This is a genomic window from Rhizobium sp. Root1334 (assembly GCF_001426665.1).
Classification (GTDB): domain Bacteria; phylum Pseudomonadota; class Alphaproteobacteria; order Rhizobiales; family Rhizobiaceae; genus Pararhizobium.
On sequence record NZ_LMEY01000032.1, the window covers coordinates 66,540 to 85,084 of the forward strand.

Genomic DNA, 18,545 nt, shown 5'->3' on the forward strand with positions numbered 1-18,545 from the left:
TGATTGATTGCGCCTTATGTCACCCGAAATGGGTTCTATCCAAAAAATACATCGCCCGCGGCGATGCGCTGAACCGTGCCTGCTCCAATATCGAGCATCAACCGGCCGTCTTCATCTATGCCTTCAAACCTGCCGGAAAGCGAGCGATCCGGCAGGTTGACTGTAATCTTCTGGCCGATGCCGCCTGCTGCGGACCGCCATTGTGCAATAATCTCTGCAATGCCTTCGCCGCGATTCCAGGTGTTCAGCACATCACTCATGCTACGGAACAGATGGGCAAAAAGCTCGTCCGGCGAAACGCCGGCGCCTTCCGCCTGCAAACTGGTCACCGGATAGAGCCCGTGATCCGGCGCCAGCGCGACATTGATGCCGCAGCCGATCACCAGCGCATGGTGCCCATCCGGCAGCCCCTCGCCTTCCAAGAGGATACCGCAGCACTTCTTGCCTGCAATCAGAATATCGTTCGGCCATTTGATCGAGACCGGGTTGGAGCCTGCCGGCATCACGGCCTGTATCGCGCGGTGCACCGCCACGGCGACCGCGAGCGGCAGTGATTGGAGCTTATCCATCGGTGCCGGATCGATCAGCAGCAGCGACGCATAGAGATTGCCCGGCTCCGAAGCCCAGCTACGGCCGCGGCGGCCGCGACCGGAAATCTGCCGTGCGGCGGTGATCCAGTGAAACCCCGGATCACCCGCACGCGCCCGGATCAGGCATTCCGTGTTCGTCGATCCGACATCGCCAAGGGCCGTATGCCGGAATTGATCGATCGAAACCCTGCCGATCCGGTCCTGTCCTGTCAAAAGAATGTCCGCGCTGCAACTTCAGCCGCCGTACCGATCGGTCCACCGATCAACACATAGGCGAGAACGAACAGACCCGAGAGCGTGTAAACCAAACGCAGCATGCCGGAGGGACGGGCAAACTCGCCTTTGGCTTCGTCGAACCACATCACCTTGATGACACGCAGATAATAGTAAGCACCGACGACGGAGGCGAGCACACCGATGATCGCCAGAGCATAGAGATGCGCTTCGATCGCCGCCATGAACACGAAATACTTGGCAAAGAAGCCTGCGAGCGGCGGAATGCCAGCCAGCGAGAACATCATGATGGTCAAAACCGTCGCCATCCAGGGATTGGTCTGCGACAGGCCAGCCAGGTCATCGACGCTTTCGACGTGATTGCCGTCCTTGCGCTTCATCGCCATGATGATGGCAAAGGTACCGAGCGTCATGACCACATAGACCAGCATGTAGATCAGCACGCCGCGTACACCGGCCATCGAACCGCTGGACAGGCCAACGAGCGCATAACCCATGTGGCCGATCGACGAATAAGCCATCAGTCGCTTGATGTTCTTCTGACCGATGGCGGCAAACGAGCCGAGCAGCATCGAGGCAATCGAGATGAACACAACGATCTGCTGCCAGTCGGTGACGATCGGCTCGAACGGCATGATCACCAGACGGATCAGCATCGCCATCGCGGCAACCTTCGGAGCAGCCGCAAAGAACGCGGTCACCGGTGTCGGAGCGCCTTCGTAAACGTCCGGCGTCCACATATGGAACGGAACGGCGGAAATCTTGAAGGCAACACCGGCCAGAATGAAGACGAGACCGAAGACCAGGCCAAGCGAGCGGCCCTCTGCCGACAGGGCAGCGGCAATGCCTTCAAAACCGGTATGACCAGTGAAGCCGTAGACCAGCGACATGCCATAGAGCAGCATGCCGGAAGACAGCGCGCCAAGCACGAAATACTTGAGGCCAGCTTCAGTCGAACGCAGGTTGTCGCGGTTCATCGCGGCAACGACGTAGAGCGCCAGCGACTGCAGTTCGAGCGCCAGGTACACCGAGATCAGGTCGTTGGCGGAAATCATCAGAAGCATGCCGAGCGTTGCCAGCACGATCAGCACCGGGAATTCGAACCGGTCGATACCGCTCGAACGCGCCTCGCCTGCCGACATGATCAGCGCCACGATGGAGCCGAACAGCGTCAGCACCTTCATGAACTTGCCGAACGGATCGGAGAGGAAAGCGCCGTTATAACCCTGACCGTCGCCCGTCTGCCAGACCAGCCAGGCGCCGGAAACGGCCAGCAGGCCAACCGCCAGCCACGTCACCATGCCCGACGATTTCTCGCCGGAGAAGACGCCGATCATCAACAACACCATGGCACCGACCGCAAGGATCAGCTCGGGGGTCGACAGGTGCAGGCTCAGAAGGAATGTTTCAGTCGTCATTTCAATCCCGTCCTGTCGTCAATTCGCCGAAAGCGCAACGTCATGCGCTGCCTGCACGGCCGCAGTGTAGTTGTTGATAAGCACGTCCACGGAGGCTGCCGTCGCATCGAACACCGGAGCCGGATAGACGCCGAAGAAGATGGTGAGCACGATCAGCGGATAGAGCAGCGCCTTTTCACGGCCGGAGAGATCCAGCAGCGATTTCAGGCTGTCCTTGTCGAGTGTACCGAAGATCACCCGGCGATAGAGCCAAAGAGCATAGCACGCCGACAGGATAACGCCGGTGGTGGCGAAGAACGCAACCCAGGTATTGGCCCGGAATGTGCCGAGCAGCACGGTGATTTCACCGACGAACCCGGACGTACCAGGCAAGCCGACATTGGCCATGGTGAAGATCATGAAGGCCACTGCGTATTTCGGCATGTTGTTGACGAGACCGCCATAGGCGCTGATCTCGCGGGTGTGGGTACGGTCGTAGACGACGCCGACACAGAGGAAGAGCGCGCCGGACACCAGGCCGTGCGACAGCATCTGGAAGATCGCACCCTGCACGCCTTGCGTATTGGCGGCAAAGATACCCATGGTCACGTAGCCCATGTGGGCGACCGACGAATAGGCGATCAGCTTCTTGATGTCGGACTGCATCATCGCCACCAGCGAGGTGTACATGATCGCGACGACCGACAGCGTGAAGACGAAGGGGGCGAAATAGTCGGATGCCAAGGGGAACATCGGCAGCGAGAAGCGCAAGAAGCCGTAACCGCCGAGCTTCAGCAGAACACCAGCCAGGATGACCGAGCCCGCCGTCGGCGCCTGAACGTGCGCGTCGGGAAGCCAGGTATGGACGGGCCACATCGGCATCTTCACCGCGAACGAGGCGAAGAAGGCCAGCCATAGCCATGTCTGCATCTGCGCCGGGAACTGATAGGCAAGCAGTTCGGCAATGTCTGTCGTACCGGCCTGCCAGTACATCGCCATGATGGCGAGCAGCATCAGCACCGAACCGAGCAGCGTGTAGAGGAAGAATTTGTAGGCCGCGTAGACGCGCTCCTTGCCGCCCCAGACGCCGATGATGATGAACATCGGGATCAGGCCGGCTTCGAAGAACACGTAGAACAGTACGATATCGAGCGACACGAAGACGCCGATCATGAACACTTCCAACAAGAGGAAGGCGATCATGTACTGCTTCAGGCGCTTTTCGACCGAAAGCCAGCTGGCCACGACGCAGAACGGCATCAGGAAGGCGGACAACACCACGAACAGCATCGAAATGCCGTCGATGCCGAGATGGTAGGAAATGCCAGTACCAAGCCAGGCATGCTTCTCGACCATCTGGAAGCCGGGGTTCGAATTATCGAAGCTCCACCAGATCCAGCAGGATAGCAGGAAGGTAACGATCGTCGTCAACAACGAGATGTTCAGGATATTACGGCGGCCGGAAGCGCTGTCTTCACGCGTCAGAAGCAGAAGAGCAACACCGACCAGCGGCAGGAAGGTGACCGCGGAGAGAATGGGCCAATCGGTCATCAGAAGGAGCTCCCGAGCATCATCCAGGTAACGAGCGCCGCAATGCCGATGAGCATCACGAATGCGTAGTGATAGAGGTAACCGGTCTGCAGGCGAACGACGCGGTCAGTCACGTCCATGACGCGAGCGGCGATGCCGTTCGGGCCGTAGCCGTCGATGATCCGGCCATCGCCTTCCTTCCACAGGAAGGTGCCGATGCGTTTGGCAGGACGAACGAACAGGAAGTCGTAGAGTTCGTCGAAATACCACTTGTTGAGCAGGAACTGGTAAAGACCACGATGCTGCTCGGCCAGGTACTTTGGCGTCTCCGGCGAGCGGATATACATGTACCAGGCAGTGACAAAGCCGAGGATCATCGCGATGAACGGGCTCAGTGCAACGAGAGCCGGAACGTGGTGGAAATGCTCCAGCAGTTCGTTCTCAGGCGACGTGAACAGCGCCCCTTGCCAGAATTCGGCATAGTCGTGACCGTAGAAATAGCCTCCGAACACCATGCCGGCGGCGATCGCGCCGATAGCCAGAATGAACAGCGGCAGCAGCATGACCATCGGCGATTCGTGCACGTGATGCATGACTTCGTGCGAAGCGCGCGGCTTGCCATAGAAGGTCATGAATATCAGGCGCCACGAATAGAAGCTCGTGAAGCAGGCAGCGATAACCAGCATCGTGAATGCAAAACCGGAAACCGGGGAATGCGATGCGTAGGCGGCCTCGATGATGATATCCTTGGAAATGAAGCCTGCAAAGCCAATCCCCGAGAACGGGATACCGACACCGGTAATGGCCAGCGTGCCGATCATCATCATCCAGAAGGTCCACTTGATGTGCGGACGAAGCCCGCCCATGTGGCGCATGTCCTGCTCGCCATCGACGGCATGGATGACCGAACCAGCGCATAGGAACAGCAGCGCCTTGAAGAACGCATGCGTGAACAGGTGGAAGATAGCAGCGCCATAGGCACCAGTTCCCAGTGCGACGAACATGTAGCCGAGCTGCGAGCAGGTCGAATAGGCGATAACGCGCTTGATATCGTTCTGAACCAGACCGACGGTCGCCGCAAAGAACGCGGTGATCGCGCCGATGACGGTAACGACGACCAGAGCCGTATGCGACAGTTCGAACAGCGGCGACATGCGGGCGACGAGGAAGACGCCGGCGGTCACCATGGTTGCGGCATGGATCAACGCCGACACCGGTGTCGGGCCTTCCATGGCGTCCGGCAGCCAGGTGTGCAGCAGGAACTGCGCCGACTTGCCCATAGCGCCCATGAAGAGCAGCAGGCAGACGGCGGTGATCGCATGGGCCTTGTCGAGATGCATGCCGAACAGATTGATGACGGCTTCGCCACCTTCAGCAGCGCCTTCGGCCGGCAGATAGCTGGCAGCAGCGGCAAACACGGTTTCGAAGCTGATCGAGCCGAACAGGTAGAAGACGCCGAAAATGCCGAGCGCGAAACCGAAGTCACCGACGCGGTTGACGATGAACGCCTTCATCGCGGCCGCCGAGGCGGACGGCTTCTTGTACCAGAAGCCGATCAGCAGATAGGACGCCAGACCAACGCCTTCCCAGCCGAAGAACATCTGCAGCAGGTTGTCCGAGGTCACCAGCATCAGCATGGCGAAGGTGAACAGCGACAGATAGGCAAAGAAGCGCGGCCGATGCGGGTCGTGATGCATGTAGCCGATCGAATAGAGATGGACCAGGCAGGACACAGTGTTGACGACAACGAACATCACGGCCGTCAACGTATCGACGCGGAAAGCCCATTCGGTATCGAAGCTGCCGGACTGGATCCAGCGCATCACGGTGACCTTGATCATTTCCGCCTCGCCGAGCGCGACGTGGAAGAACACGACCCAGGACAGGACTGCGACAATAACCATGAAGCCGGTGGTAACGTATTCCGAAGCCTTGGCGCCGATCGAGGTGCCGAACAGACCCGCGATCAGGAAGCCGATCAGCGGCAGGAAGACGATGGCTTGAATAATCGTATTCATTGGCCGCTCAGCCCTTCATCATGTTGACGTCTTCCACGGCGATGGAGCCGCGGTTGCGGTAGAAGACGACGAGAATTGCAAGACCGATGGCGGCTTCCGCGGCCGCGACGGTCAGAATGAACAGGGCGAACACCTGGCCGGTGATGTCGTTGAGGAACGACGAGAACGCAACCATGTTGATGTTGACCGCCAGCAGAATGAGTTCCACCGACATCAGGATGATGATGACGTTCTTCCGGTTGAGGAAGATGCCGAAGACGCCCAGCGTGAACAGGATGGCGCTGACGGTCAGATAGTGGGAAATACCGATTTCCATGATGAGTTCCTTGACCTCGCGTCCGTCTTAAAGGCCCTGCCCCGACTTCACCTTGACCACTTCAACAGCGGTCTTGGGCGAACGGGCAACCTGTGTGGGAATATCCTGGCGTTTGATGTTGTCGCGATGGCGCAGCGTCAGGACGATGGCGCCGATCATGGCGACCAGAAGAACCAGGCCGGCAATCTGGAAGAAGTAGACATAGTGCGTATAGAGCACGTCGCCGAGAGCAGCGGTGTTGGTTCGATCGGCAACCGCCGGGATCGGCATCGAGATCGACTTGGCGATTTCCGGCGAGAACGAGCTGCCGCCGACCACGATGATCAGCTCGGCTGCCAGCACCAGGCCGATCAGCGCGCCGACCGGCGCATATTCAAGCACGCCCGACCTCAGCTGGGTGAAGTCGATGTCGAGCATCATCACCACGAAGAGGAAGAGAACCGCGACGGCGCCGATATAAACAACCAGCAGGATCATCGCCAGGAACTCGGCGCCCGTCAAAAGAAACAGGCCGGCGGCGTTGAAGAACGTCAGGATCAGGAACAGCACGGAATAAACAGGGTTCCGCGAAGAAATCACCATGAACGCCGACGCAACCGCGACGAATGAAAAAAGATAGAAAAAAAGAGCCTGCAGACCCATGATCGGTGCCTTTTTCGTCTTCCCCGGGCAGGCATGGCAACCAGGCCATCCTTCCCACTGGCGCACCGGTTCATGCCGGCCACGCCCAAGATCAGTGTAACGCCAGCCTCAACCGGCTGGCGCAGTCCCTATGCAAAGTCTCAGCGGTACGGCGAGTCTATTGCAATGTTGCGGGCGATTTCACGCTCCCAACGGTCGCCGTTGGAAAGCAGCCGGTCCTTGTCATAGTAAAGCTCTTCGCGCGTCTCGGTGGCGAACTCGAAGTTCGGGCCTTCGACGATCGCGTCGACTGGACAGGCTTCCTGGCAGAAACCGCAATAGATGCACTTCACCATGTCGATGTCGTAACGGACCGTGCGGCGCGTGCCATCGTTGCGGCGCGGGCCAGCCTCGATGGTGATCGCCTGGGCAGGACAGATCGCTTCGCACAGCTTGCAGGCGATGCAGCGTTCTTCGCCGTTCGGATAACGGCGCAGCGCATGTTCACCACGGAAGCGCGGGCTGACCGGGCCTTTTTCAAACGGATAGTTCAGCGTCGACTTCGGTGCGAAGAAATAGCGCATCGACAGGAAAAACGCGTTGACGAATTCCTTGAGGAACAGCGAACTGACGGCTTGCGACAAACTTGCCATCATCAACCTCCAAACGTGCCGGCCTGGGAGGCGCCGGCTGATTTTGCGAAACGGTGAGTAAACATCAGGCCCACACCACCAGTTTCAGCACAACTGCAACAATGAAGACCATGGCGAGTGACAGTGGAAGGAAGACCTTCCAGCCGAGACGCATCAGCTGGTCGTAGCGATAACGCGGCACGAAGGCTTTCACCATGGCGAACATGAAGAACACCATCGAGGACTTCAGGATGAACCAGACGATGCCCGGAACCCAGTTGAGGAACCATACATCGACCGGAGGCAGCCAGCCGCCGAGGAAAAGGATCGTCGTCAGCGCGCACATCAGGCAGATGGCGGCATATTCGCCGAGCATGAACATCATGTACGGGGTCGAGCCGTATTCGACCATGAAGCCGGCAACCAGTTCCGATTCCGCTTCGACCAGATCGAAGGGAGGACGGTTGGTTTCAGCGAGCGCCGAGATGAAGAAGATGATGAACATCGGGAACAGCGGCAGCCAGTACCAATCCAGGAAGGATCCCGGCAGACCCATCATCGTGCCCAGACCATCACGCTGTGAATCAACGATATCCGTCAGGTTCAGCGAACCGGCGCACAAAAGAACGGTAACGATGACGAAGCCGATCGAGACTTCGTAGGACACCATCTGGGCGGCCGAGCGCAGCGCCGAAAGGAACGGATACTTGGAGTTCGATGCCCAGCCGCCGATGATGACGCCGTAAACCTCAAGCGAGGAAATGGCGAAAACATAGAGGATGCCGACATTGATATTGGCCATCACCCAGTTGTCATTCAGCGGAATGACCGCCCAGGCAGCGAGCGCCAGGGTCACGGAAACCAGCGGCGCCAGCAGGAACAGGATTTTGTTCGAGCCGGCCGGGATGACCGGCTCCTTGAAGACGAACTTCAAAAGATCGGCGAAGGACTGGAAAAGTCCCCACGGGCCTACCACATTCGGTCCACGGCGCATCTGCACCGCCGCCCAGATCTTGCGGTCAGCCAAAAGGATGTAGGCGATAAAGACCAGAAGCGCGACCAGAAGCAGCAGCGACTGGCCGATCATGATGGCCGTTGGCCAGACATAGGTCGAAATGAAAGCGTCCATTTTCGTCTTATTCCTTCGCGCTCATTCCGCCGCAGCTTTGAAGTTGTTGCGTGCCAAAGCCGAGCATTCGGCCATGACGGCGGAAGCTCGTGCTATTGGGTTCGTCAAATAGAAGTCTTTGACCGGAGACGCAAACACCGATTTGCCCATCTCACCGGCTTTTTGTGCAAGTGCGGCAATTTCACCGCTTGCACCCGTCTCGATCATGTCGATCGCAGCGAAATGCGGGTGCGCCGCATAGAGTTTCCCGCGCAATTCGCCAAGCGAATCAAACGGAAGCTTCTTGCCGAGCACGTCGGACAGCGCCCGAATGATCGCCCAGTCTTCGCGGGCGTCGCCCGGTGCGAAACCGGCGCGGTTGCCCATCTGAACGCGGCCTTCGGTGTTGACCCAGAGGCCGGACTTTTCGGTATAGGTCGCACCCGGCAGGATGACGTCGGCGCCATGAGCACCTTCGTCGCCATGCGAGCCGATATAGACGGTGAAGCCTGCGGTCTTGCCGGAGAAATCCATTTCGTCGGCGCCAAGCAGGAACAGAACGTCCGTGCCATCAAGCATCTCGGCGGCGCTCTTGCCCCCCTCACCCGGCACGAAGCCGAGATCGAGACCACCGACGCGCGAGGCGGCGGTGTGCAGAACGGCAAAACCGTTCCAGTCTGCAGTGACGGCGCCAACGGCGCCTGCGAGCTTGGCGGCTGCGGCCAGAACCGAAGCCCCATTACCGCCGGAGATAGCGCCCTGACCGATGATGATCATCGGACGCTCTGCCTTCTTCAGCACGCTCAGGAACTTGCCCTTGCCGCTCACCAGTTCGGCCAGCGATTCCGTGCCCGCGCCGAGATACTCATAGGAGTAACGCAGCTCGGCCGGCTCGCCGATCACGCCGATCGGGAAATTGGCCATCCGGAACCGCTTGCGGATACGGGCATTGAGAACCGAGGCTTCAAAGCGTGGGTTCGATCCGATGATCAGGAGCGCGTCGGCGCTTTCGATGCCCTGGATCGTCGGGTTGAACAGGTAGCTTGCGCGGCCAAACGAAGGATCGAGCGCAGCACCATCCTGGCGGCAGTCAATATTCTCCGAACCGAGCGAGGTGATAAGCGCCTTCAGCGCATACATTTCTTCAACAGACGCCAGATCGCCGGCAATCGCGCCGATCTTGTCGCCGCTGGTCTTGGCAACCGCGCCCTTAATGGCGGCGAAGGCTTCGTTCCAGCTGGCGGGCTGCAGGCGGCCATCCTTCTTCACGTAAGGGCGGTCAAGACGCTGCGTCTTCAGGCCATCCCAGATGAAGCGGGTCTTGTCGGAAATCCACTCTTCGTTGATCTCTTCGTTGACACGCGGCATGACGCGCATGACTTCGCGGCCACGGGTATCGACGCGGATCGCGGAGCCGACAGCGTCCATGACGTCGATCGATTCGGTCTTGCCGAGTTCCCACGGGCGGGCGTTGAAGGCGTAGGGCTTGGAGGTCAGAGCGCCGACAGGGCAGAGATCAACGACGTTGCCCTGCAATTCGGACGTCATCGCCTGTTCCAGATAGGTGGTGATCTCGGCATCTTCGCCGCGGCCGATCAGGCCAAGCTCTGCAATGCCAGCGACTTCCGTGGTGAAGCGGACGCAGCGCGTGCAGTGAATGCAGCGGTTCATCACAGTCTTGACCAGCGGACCGATATACTTGTCTTCGACGGCGCGCTTGTTTTCGTTGTAGCGGGTCGAATCGACGCCGAAGGCCATAGCCTGGTCCTGCAGGTCGCATTCACCGCCCTGATCGCAGATCGGGCAATCGAGCGGATGGTTGATGAGCAGGAATTCCATCACGCCTTCGCGGGCCTTCTTGACCATCGGCGTGGTCGTGAAGACTTCCGGCGCTTCGCCATTCGGGCCGGGACGCAGGTCGCGCACGCCCATGGCGCAGGAGGCTGCCGGTTTCGGCGGCCCTCCCTTCACCTCGATCAGACACATGCGGCAGTTTCCGGCGACCGACAGCCGCTCGTGGAAACAGAAGCGCGGAACTTCAGCGCCCGCCTCTTCGCACGCCTGCAGCAGCGTGAAATGATCCGGGACCTCGATCTCTTTTCCGTCGACTTTCAGCTTTGCCATCTTAGTCTCAATCCTGTCTTTCGTTCACCAGCGTCAGCGGCGAACAGATATTATTAGGCACGCCAATCTTTGAGCTAAAACCACCGGTTTCCGCCCGAAACTCAATCTCAACCCTTTATCAGGGCCTTTGCCTGCGTGACCCAGCCGTCCCGCGCGATCCGGCCAGCAAAACCAAGCTGGTCGTCGATGCGCTGCACGTCCTTATCACTCCACAAAGCGACATCGGCATAACGCCGCACGCCCATTCCATTCAAAACCTGCTCCAGCTTCGGACCGATGCCGGAAATCCGCTTCAAGTCGTCCGTCTGCGTTTCGGCAACGCGGGCAACCGTCTGCCGCTTCGGCTTCTCGGCCTTGGCCGCAACAACCGCAACCGGCTCCGCAGCAACGGGCTTGGCCTTTACCGGCCGAGCCTTGCCCGGAGCCTTGGCAACCACCTTCGGCTTCACAACCGGCGCAGCCTTCACGGCAACCACCGGCGCTTCCGCTAGCTTGGCCACCTTTGCTACCGGCATTTCATCCGCCGCAACGCCGGTCTTCTGCGCCGTTTCGGCCAGCCCCTGCATCGCACCCAGCATGAAGCCGGCAATCTGGCTGGTCATACCGAAGCCGATCGCCGTTACCGCCGCCATTGCCGCCGCCGGGTGCTGCATCAGCGGATGCAGCTGCCCCATCGGCACGTTCTTCAGCCACTCAGCCATGCCAAATGGCTCGTTGCCAACCGGAGAGCCGGATGAGGTTGCGGCAGAACCTGTCTGCGTCCCCCTCCCCGTTTCGTTCCCCGGCCCGGCCATGCCGCTTACTCCGCTGCCGCCAGCACCGCGCCATGCGACGAGGCGTTGCGGGTGTATTCGTCGATGCGCGCTTCCATCTCGGGACGGAAGTTGCGGATCAGACCCTGGATCGGCCATGCGGCCGCATCGCCGAGCGCGCAGATGGTGTGACCTTCGACCTGCTTGGTCACGTCGAACAGCATGTCGATTTCACGCTTCTGGGCGCGGCCCTGAACCATGCGTTCCATGACGCGCATCATCCAGCCGGTACCTTCACGGCACGGCGTGCACTGGCCGCAGCTCTCATGCTTGTAGAAGGCAGCGAGACGCCAGATAGCCTTGATGATGTCGGTAGAGCGATCCATCACGATGATGGCGGCGGTCCCGAACGACGATTTCACATCGCGCATACCGTCGAAATCCATCGGCGCGTCGATGATGTCCTCGCCCTTGACCACCGGACAGGACGAGCCGCCCGGGATGACGCCGAGAAGATTGTCCCAGCCGCCACGGATACCGCCACAATGACGCTCGATCATTTCGCGGAACGGCGTGCCCATCGCGTCTTCGAACGTGCAAGGCTTGTTGACGTGGCCCGACACCATGAACAGCTTGGTGCCGACATTGTTCGGACGGCCGATCGCCGAGAACCACGACGCACCACGGCGCAGGATGGTCGGGGCAACGGCGATCGACTCGACGTTGTTGACCGTCGTCGGGCAGCCATAGAGGCCCATGTTGGCCGGGAACGGCGGCTTCAGGCGCGGCTGCCCCTTCTTGCCTTCGAGGCTTTCGAGCAGTGCCGTTTCCTCGCCGCAGATATAGGCGCCGGCGCCGTGATGGACGTAGATGTCCATGTCCCAGCCAAGCTTGTTGTTGATGCCGAGAAGACCGGCATCATAGCATTCGTCGATCGCCGCCTGCAGCGCTTCACGCTCGCGGATATATTCGCCGCGCACATAGATATAGGCGACATGCGCACCCATGGCGAAGCTCGCGATCACGCAGCCTTCGATCAGCGTATGCGGATCGTGGCGCATGATGTCACGGTCCTTGCAGGTACCGGGCTCGGATTCGTCGGCGTTGACGACGAGATAATGCGGGCGGCCGTCGCTTTCCTTCGGCATGAAGGACCACTTCAGGCCTGTCGGGAAGCCAGCACCACCACGGCCACGAAGGCCGGAAGCCTTCATCTCGTTGATGATCCAGTCACGTCCCTTTTCCAGGATCTGCTTGGTGCCATCCCAGTGGCCACGGCTCATGGCGCCCTTGAGCGATTTGTCATGAAGGCCGTAGATATTGGTAAAAATGCGATCTTTATCGTCGAGCATGGTTCACCTAACTTATCGCGGCTTCTTGCCGAAAACTTTGATGTATTCGGCTTCGCCGCCCTTGGCCAGCGCCTCGGCCTGCTTGACCCAATCGTCCCGTTCGATACGGCCCTTAAAATTCAGATAGCCGTCCACCCATTCGCGTTCGGCCTTCTTCCAGCCCGCAACCTGCGTGAAGGTGAAGATGCCGAGTTCGTGGAGCGTACCTTCGATCTTCGGGCCAACGCCGGAGATCAGTTTCAGGTCATCCGGAGCATCCGGCTTGGCAATGCCTGCAGGACGATTCTTGTCCTCGAGCGACGGCTTTGCAGAAGCGCCGCCTTCAGCCTTGGTCTCGCCGGAAACCTTGTCATTCGCAGCGGATTCGGACTTTGCCGTCGCCGGCGTCTTCAATGCTGGATCGGTTTCCGGAGCATCCGTTTTCGGGCGGGCGGCGTTCGATGGCGGCACGCTGACGGCGGCGTCATCGCTGGCCTTCTTGGCGCGCGGCGCTGCCGGCTTCTTTTCCGGGGTGAGCAACGTGGTCAGTCCACCGACGGGAGCCGAGAAGATACGGTCGATCTGCGGGCCCGGCTTGACGTCGGCGCCCTTGCCTGCGTCGAAACGGTCGATGATGTATTCCAGCTGCGGAACCGTCAGGTCTTCATAGGTGTCCTTGAAGATCATCACCATCGGGGCGTTGACGCAGGTCCCCTGACATTCGACTTCTTCCCAGGACAGCGTGCCGGATTCGTTCGGCGTCAGCGGATTGGGGTGAATGCGCTTCTTGCACAGGCTGATCAGGTCTTCCGAGCCGCGCAGCATGCACGGCGTCGTTCCGCACACCTGGACGTGCGCGCGCGTGCCGACCGGCTTCAGCTGGAACTGGGTGTAGAAGGTCGCGACTTCAAGTACACGGATATAGGGCATGGTCAGCATGTCGGCGATGCTTTCGATCGCCGCCTTGGTGACCCAGCCATCCTGCTCCTGCGCCCGCATCAAAAGCGGAATGACCGCAGATTGCTCGCGGCCCTTCGGATATTTCTTGATCGTGGCCTTGGCCCAGACCGCGTTTTCCTTGCTGAACGCAAAGGCCGCTGGCTGGACGTTTTCTTCGGCTAGTCGACGAACGGACATTCTTCCCGCACCTTATCAGTTAATCGAACCGCACCGCGATGTCGTCAGGGTGACGAATTCGCAGGCATAGGCTGACTGGTCTTTTTGTAAAAATACGATGTAGCGCGTGCCGTTCGGCACTGCGGCCCTGATCTCGTAGCCCTGGCTCAGAAGCCTGCCCATGCCGCTACCCGACGAACCGCTCATCGCAGGTTCGCCGGACTTCGGCGCGGTTTCCTGCGCAAATGCAGGCGCCGCAGCAAGCATCGAGGCCAAAACTGTCAGGACCATCCTGCGCATCAACGATCAACCTCGCCGAACACGATATCGAGCGAGCCGAGAATGGCGGAAACGTCCGCCAGCTGGTGGCCGCGACAGATGTAATCCATGGCCTGAAGATGGGCGTAGCCCGGGGCGCGGATCTTGCAGCGATACGGCTTGTTGGTGCCGTCGGAGATCAGGTAGACGCCGAATTCGCCCTTCGGCGCTTCGACGGCCGCATAAACCTCGCCCTCCGGCACGTGATAGCCTTCGGTGTAGAGCTTGAAATGGTGGATCAACGCTTCCATCGACCGCTTCATCTCGCCACGCTTCGGCGGCACGATCTTGCCGTCAAGCGACGACACCGGTCCGACCTTGGCATCGCCCAGAAGACGGTTGACGCACTGGCGCATGATCTTGGCCGATTCGCGCATTTCGATCATGCGGATCAGGTAGCGGTCGAAGCAGTCGCCATTCTTGCCGATCGGAATGTCGAAATCCATGTCAGCGTAGCATTCATAGGGCTGCGACTTACGCAGGTCCCAAGCGGCGCCGGATCCACGAACCATAACGCCGGAAAAACCCCAGGCCCAGGCATCATCCAACGTCACGACGCCGATATCGACGTTGCGCTGCTTGAAGATGCGGTTGCCCGTCAGAAGTTCGTCGATATCGTCAACGGTCTTCAGGAACGGATCGATCCACTTGCCGATATCTTCGACCAGCTCGTGCGGCAGGTCCTGGTGGACGCCGCCCGGACGGAAATAGGCCGAGTGCATGCGTGCGCCGCAGGCACGCTCGTAAAACACCATCAGCTTTTCACGCTCTTCAAAGCCCCAGAGCGGCGGCGTCAACGCGCCGACGTCCATGGCCTGTGTCGTAACGTTCAAGAGATGCGACAGGATACGGCCGATTTCCGAGTAGAGAACACGGATCAGCTGGCCGCGGATCGGCACTTCCGTCGCCGTCAGCTTCTCGACCGCCAGCGCATAGGCGTGTTCCTGGTTCATCGGCGCGACATAGTCGAGTCGGTCGAAATAGGGCACAGCCTGCAGATAGGTCTTGGTCTCGATCAGCTTTTCGGTACCGCGATGCAGAAGACCGATATGCGGATCGACACGCTCGACGATTTCGCCGTCAAGCTCGAGAACAAGCCGCAAAACGCCGTGCGCCGCAGGGTGCTGTGGTCCGAAATTGATGTTAAAATTGCGGACGTTATGTTCGTTCATTGCCGCTTGCTCCAAGCCTGACAAGCCCGCATGTTCGCGAGCCCTCGGCCTTCATTTCACTTCGCGTTTGCTTTTTCATCGCCAGGCAGAACGTAATCCGTTCCCTCCCAGGGCGACATGAAATCGAAATTGCGGAATTCCTGCTTCAGTTCGACGGGCTCATAGACGACGCGCTTGACTTCATCATTATAACGAACCTCGACGAAACCGGTCGTCGGGAAGTCCTTGCGCAGCGGATAGCCTTCAAAACCGTAGTCGGTCAGGATACGGCGCAGGTCCGGATGGCCGGTAAAGAGGATGCCGTACATATCGTAGGCTTCCCGCTCGAACCAGTCAGCGCCGGGGTAAACGGCGCAGGCCGAGGGCACCGGCTGATCTTCTCCGGTCGCAACCTTGACGCGGATGCGCAGGTTCTGCTTCGGCGACAGCATGTGATAGACAACGTCGAACCGGTCCGGACGCTGCGGCCAATCGACGCCGCAAATATCCGTAAAGTTAACGAAGCCACAGCGGGCATCGTCACGCAGGAACGTCAGAAGCGCGATCAGGTTGTCGGCCGTGGATGTCAGCGTCAGTTCGCCATAGCTGATGACGGCATCCGAAATCAACGCACCGCGTGTTTCGCGAATGTAAGTAGCAAGTCCATTCAGGGCTTCACTCATGTTCAAGTCCCCTGCCCTTACCGTTCGATCGTGCCTGTGCGGCGGATCTTCTTCTGCAGCAGGAGCACACCATAAAGGAGCGCTTCTGCCGTGGGAGGACAGCCCGGCACATAAATATCGACCGGCACAACGCGGTCACAGCCGCGCACTACCGAATAGGAATAGTGATAGTACCCGCCACCGTTGGCGCAGGACCCCATCGAGATGACGTAACGCGGCTCAGGCATCTGGTCATAGACCTTGCGCAGAGCCGGAGCCATCTTGTTGGTCAGCGTACCGGCGACGATCATCACGTCAGACTGACGCGGTGAAGCGCGCGGTGCAAAGCCAAAGCGCTCCGCATCGTAACGCGGCATCGACATCTGCATCATTTCGACAGCGCAGCAGGCCAGACCGAAGGTCATCCACATCAGCGAGCCGGTCCGGGCCCAGTTGATCAGTTCGTCGGTCGACGTGACCAGAAAGCCCTTGTCGGCAAGCTCATTGTTGATCTCGCCGAAATACTTGTCGTTGCTACCGATCAGCTGGCCGGTTGAGGGATCCACGATCCCCTTCGGCTTTGGCGCAACGAGCGTCGTGCTGGATGTCAGTTCCATTCCAGCGCTCCCTTCTTCCATTCATAGATAAAGCCGATGGTCAGCACCCCGAGGAACGACATCATCGAGAAGAAGCCGAACCAGCCCATATCCTTGAACGATACCGCCCAGGGAAACAGGAACGCCACTTCAAGATCGAAGATGATGAAGAGAATCGACACGAGATAGAATCGGATATCGAATTTCATGCGGGCGTCATCGAAGGCATTAAAGCCGCATTCGTAGGCCGAAAGCTTTTCGTCGTCAGGCGCCTTGTAGGCGACGGCGAACGGCGCGATCAGCAGCGCCAGCCCGATAACCAGCGATATACCGATGAAAATCGCGATCGGAATGTAGGAGCCGAGAAGATCTGTCATTGTATCCGTCCCTGCCTGCGAGGCGCGCTGGAGAAGCGCAAAACAAAGGCTCACAGGCCGAAAAATATGTTGCAACGCCAAAGTGGTTAGCGCAGCCAGCGCCGCTGTGCAAGCCTTGAGAACGGTTTTCACCCCCTTGTGTCGCGGGAATGAAGACCGGCCAAAAGCTAGCATCTCCGGTGGGCAGGCGCAAATACCGGGGAATCGCGGCAGCCCTTTGCAAGACAGAGCGCCAAGCCCTTGCGCCGCAACGCCGGGGACATATGGTCGCGCTCGCTAAAATCGATTGAAATCAGAAGGCAGAAACCCCGGACGGGAGCAATGAAAGCGTACCTGGCGGACCAACGGGAGCTGCAACAAGACTGCATGGCCCCTATCCGCGTTTTGCATGGGTGGCGATGGAGCCCGCCCCACTTCCGCCCGAAAATCCACGGCTGACCGCGCAACACCGAAGGCTGTCTTTAGCGCATTTCGCAACCCTGAAGAACAAACACAACCTTCACGCAAGCTTGTATAGGCAACATCACCCTAATAGAGGGACGGCTCATGGACGATATTCCCTGGCATGAGAGTGTTTTATTCGAATTGAACGACCGTCAAGACGTGATCACCGTCTCCAGCTCGCTGGAAGCCGCAGACCTTCTGCTCAACAAGTGGCCGAAGAAGCGTGGACCCAGCTACAAGCTGGCGGTTATGACCTGCCTCGATTCGTTTCGAGGGAAACAACCGCCCGAACTTGTCCGGCAGGATCTGATCGCCGCGGCGATCGAAGCGCATATCTATGTGAAGCCGCGCTCTATCAACACCTGATCACGATGGCCCGTCATTAGCATAGCGGGAGGCCGGCCTGCCCGATAGGCATCCGCCGCAAATTTCGTCATTACCCGCAAAGGTGCAGCGGAAGATTTGCGTACCGTGAAGGAATCGTGGGCTGCCCCTTCCCCCGCCGTCATGCGGAAATGCGAGCTTCATGCGGCCGCCCGCGCATGTCAAAAGACGGCAAGAACCGACCGGGACCTGAGGTCCCGTCGGCTTTCAAATCACACTTGCATTTGAAATCTTAGCGGAAAATGGCGCGAGTGACGGGGCTCGAACCCGCGACCTCCGGCGTGACAGGCCGGCACTCTAACCAACTGAGCTACACCCGCGCATTATAGTACAAACCACCCGGACATAAGCAGAAACTGCTATTCTTGAAATGGCGCGAGTGACGGGGCTCGAACCCGCGACCTCCGGCGTGACAGGCCGGCACTCTAACCAACTGAGCTACACCCGCGCATTTCATTTCAAGTCGTCCAGATGCTTTTGCATCCGCTCGAAGCGGCTAGGCCGTTTCGATGAGCGGCTAACTACGAGGTTCGTCTTTGGGTGTCAAGCAGGTTTGGAGACAAAACAGTGACAGCCATCGAATTGTTTCCACAGGCTCGAAAAAGCGTCCTTCAAAATTTCACAGGAGCAACCAACGCACCTCCGTTTCGATCATAATTTGTCCCGCCGCCCTTCCCCTTTTTGTCTCCACAGTAGCAATGCCGGTTTTCCACATCCGATTTGTCAGGCGACAGCCAGCGATACCGGGACTTTGAAAAAAAAACGAAAAAATCTTCCAATCCGCTCTTGCGGTTTTCCGCCGATACGCATAGATCACGGCCACCGACGCGGCAGACACTGCTTC

General features: G+C 59.2%; 18 protein-coding genes and 2 tRNA genes. 1 reads left to right on the forward strand and 19 read right to left on the reverse strand.

All coding sequences use genetic code 11. The annotated features are described in order from the left end of the window. Nucleotides 1-35: 35 nt before the first annotated feature. The 17 genes from ASD36_RS29375 to ASD36_RS29455 all read right to left on the reverse strand — a co-directional run bounded on the left by ASD36_RS29375 (nucleotide 36) and on the right by ASD36_RS29455 (nucleotide 16,873). Entirely contained in the window at nucleotides 36-803 is a 768-nt protein-coding gene (locus ASD36_RS29375; protein WP_060502124.1) for a biotin--[acetyl-CoA-carboxylase] ligase, read from the reverse strand. Then, nucleotides 800-2,242, reverse strand: coding sequence for an NADH-quinone oxidoreductase subunit NuoN (gene nuoN, locus ASD36_RS29380; RefSeq protein ID WP_060502125.1), 1,443 nt, complete (start codon nucleotides 2,240-2,242; stop codon nucleotides 800-802). The genes ASD36_RS29375 and nuoN overlap by 4 nt, the downstream gene beginning before the upstream one ends. An 18-nt stretch (nucleotides 2,243-2,260) precedes the next feature. Next, nucleotides 2,261-3,772 carry an NADH-quinone oxidoreductase subunit M gene (locus tag ASD36_RS29385; protein WP_060502126.1) on the reverse strand — a complete coding sequence of 504 codons (1,512 nt, stop codon included), beginning with the start codon at nucleotides 3,770-3,772 and terminating at the stop codon, nucleotides 2,261-2,263. Further along, on the reverse strand, nucleotides 3,772-5,769 hold the full coding sequence (gene nuoL, locus ASD36_RS29390) for an NADH-quinone oxidoreductase subunit L (RefSeq protein ID WP_060502127.1): 1,998 nt from the start codon (nucleotides 5,767-5,769) through the stop codon (nucleotides 3,772-3,774). The genes ASD36_RS29385 and nuoL overlap by 1 nt, the downstream gene beginning before the upstream one ends. A 7-nt stretch (nucleotides 5,770-5,776) precedes the next feature. Continuing rightward, nucleotides 5,777-6,085: an NADH-quinone oxidoreductase subunit NuoK gene (nuoK, locus tag ASD36_RS29395; RefSeq protein WP_037169335.1), complete on the reverse strand. Its 309-nt coding sequence runs from the start codon at nucleotides 6,083-6,085 to the stop codon at nucleotides 5,777-5,779. 27 nt (nucleotides 6,086-6,112) lie between these two features. Next, nucleotides 6,113-6,727 carry an NADH-quinone oxidoreductase subunit J gene (locus ASD36_RS29400; RefSeq protein WP_060502128.1) on the reverse strand — a complete coding sequence of 205 codons (615 nt, stop codon included), beginning with the start codon at nucleotides 6,725-6,727 and terminating at the stop codon, nucleotides 6,113-6,115. 140 nt (nucleotides 6,728-6,867) lie between these two features. Next, the gene (gene nuoI, locus ASD36_RS29405) at nucleotides 6,868-7,359 is read right to left on the reverse strand and encodes an NADH-quinone oxidoreductase subunit NuoI (protein WP_037107770.1); all 492 of its coding nucleotides are present in this window, start codon (nucleotides 7,357-7,359) and stop codon (nucleotides 6,868-6,870) included. Between the two features lie 64 nt (nucleotides 7,360-7,423). Further along, complete coding sequence (gene nuoH, locus ASD36_RS29410; RefSeq protein WP_060502129.1) at nucleotides 7,424-8,467, reverse strand: NADH-quinone oxidoreductase subunit NuoH; 1,044 nt, start codon at nucleotides 8,465-8,467, stop codon at nucleotides 7,424-7,426. A gap of 21 nt (nucleotides 8,468-8,488) precedes the next feature. Then, nucleotides 8,489-10,570, reverse strand: coding sequence for an NADH-quinone oxidoreductase subunit NuoG (gene nuoG, locus ASD36_RS29415; protein ID WP_060502130.1), 2,082 nt, complete (start codon nucleotides 10,568-10,570; stop codon nucleotides 8,489-8,491). 107 nt (nucleotides 10,571-10,677) lie between these two features. Then, nucleotides 10,678-11,271 (reverse strand): hypothetical protein, encoded by a 594-nt coding sequence (locus ASD36_RS29420; protein WP_156393938.1) that lies wholly within the window; start codon nucleotides 11,269-11,271, stop codon nucleotides 10,678-10,680. 98 nt (nucleotides 11,272-11,369) lie between these two features. Then, a complete protein-coding gene (nuoF, locus tag ASD36_RS29425) occupies nucleotides 11,370-12,674 on the reverse strand; it encodes an NADH-quinone oxidoreductase subunit NuoF (RefSeq protein WP_060502132.1) in 1,305 nt (434 codons plus the stop codon). A 12-nt stretch (nucleotides 12,675-12,686) separates the two neighbouring features. Then, nucleotides 12,687-13,790 (reverse strand): NADH-quinone oxidoreductase subunit E, encoded by a 1,104-nt coding sequence (locus ASD36_RS29430; protein WP_060502133.1) that lies wholly within the window; start codon nucleotides 13,788-13,790, stop codon nucleotides 12,687-12,689. A gap of 15 nt (nucleotides 13,791-13,805) precedes the next feature. After that, on the reverse strand, nucleotides 13,806-14,060 hold the full coding sequence (locus ASD36_RS29435; RefSeq protein ID WP_112834607.1) for a hypothetical protein: 255 nt from the start codon (nucleotides 14,058-14,060) through the stop codon (nucleotides 13,806-13,808). An 8-nt stretch (nucleotides 14,061-14,068) separates the two neighbouring features. Continuing rightward, nucleotides 14,069-15,259, reverse strand: coding sequence for an NADH-quinone oxidoreductase subunit D (locus ASD36_RS29440; RefSeq protein WP_037107744.1), 1,191 nt, complete (start codon nucleotides 15,257-15,259; stop codon nucleotides 14,069-14,071). 56 nt (nucleotides 15,260-15,315) lie between these two features. Next, nucleotides 15,316-15,921: an NADH-quinone oxidoreductase subunit C gene (locus tag ASD36_RS29445; RefSeq protein WP_060502135.1), complete on the reverse strand. Its 606-nt coding sequence runs from the start codon at nucleotides 15,919-15,921 to the stop codon at nucleotides 15,316-15,318. Nucleotides 15,922-15,938: 17 nt separating this feature from the next. Then, nucleotides 15,939-16,517 (reverse strand): NADH-quinone oxidoreductase subunit B, encoded by a 579-nt coding sequence (locus ASD36_RS29450; RefSeq protein WP_037107732.1) that lies wholly within the window; start codon nucleotides 16,515-16,517, stop codon nucleotides 15,939-15,941. Further along, complete coding sequence (locus ASD36_RS29455; RefSeq protein ID WP_037107729.1) at nucleotides 16,508-16,873, reverse strand: NADH-quinone oxidoreductase subunit A; 366 nt, start codon at nucleotides 16,871-16,873, stop codon at nucleotides 16,508-16,510. The genes ASD36_RS29450 and ASD36_RS29455 overlap by 10 nt, the downstream gene beginning before the upstream one ends. 546 nt (nucleotides 16,874-17,419) lie before the next feature. Here ASD36_RS29455 and ASD36_RS29460 point away from each other — a divergent pair. Next, on the forward strand, nucleotides 17,420-17,683 hold the full coding sequence (locus ASD36_RS29460) for a DUF982 domain-containing protein (protein WP_060502136.1): 264 nt from the start codon (nucleotides 17,420-17,422) through the stop codon (nucleotides 17,681-17,683). A 261-nt stretch (nucleotides 17,684-17,944) separates the two neighbouring features. Here ASD36_RS29460 and ASD36_RS29465 read toward each other — a convergent pair. Further along, nucleotides 17,945-18,021, reverse strand: a tRNA-Asp gene (locus ASD36_RS29465). A 51-nt stretch (nucleotides 18,022-18,072) separates the two neighbouring features. Next, nucleotides 18,073-18,149 (reverse strand) — tRNA-Asp (locus ASD36_RS29470). Nucleotides 18,150-18,545 lie beyond the last annotated feature (396 nt).